Annotated in this window: 1 pseudogene; it reads right to left on the bottom strand. The window is 65.3% G+C overall.

The annotated features are described in order from the left end of the window. Positions 1 to 380, bottom strand: a pseudogene (locus KQH55_RS16185) (transposase); the annotation flags it as partial.

The following is a 380-nucleotide window of genomic DNA, read 5'->3' as shown; positions in this document are numbered from 1 at the left end:
ATAGCGTCGGCAGCGGACAAAGTCGTAGCCCTTGTCCGCATGCAGTTTGCCCGGGCGTTTGCGCGGCGAACCGCTCAAGCCCGGCACGGCTGGGAGGGTATCGAGGGTGCGCTCGAAGGCCATCGAATCATGCCGGTTGGCACCCGTGACTGTGATCGCCAAGGAAACGCCCCGGGCATCTACGACCCGATGCCGTTTGCTCCCCAGTTTGCCTCGGTTCGTCGGGTTGGGGCCAGTTTCCTGGCCCCCCGGGGGCTGGCAACGCTGGCCGCATCCAGGCTCGCTCGCTCCCAATCAATCTGGTCATGTTCACGCAACCGGCAAAGCATCGCCAGATGCAGCCTGCTCCACACGCCTGCGGCCTGCCAGTCGCGCAATCG

This window comes from Mycetohabitans sp. B3 (genome assembly GCF_021498065.1).
Classification (GTDB): Bacteria; Pseudomonadota; Gammaproteobacteria; order Burkholderiales; family Burkholderiaceae; genus Mycetohabitans.
This window is presented reverse-complemented; position numbering and strand designations above follow the sequence as displayed.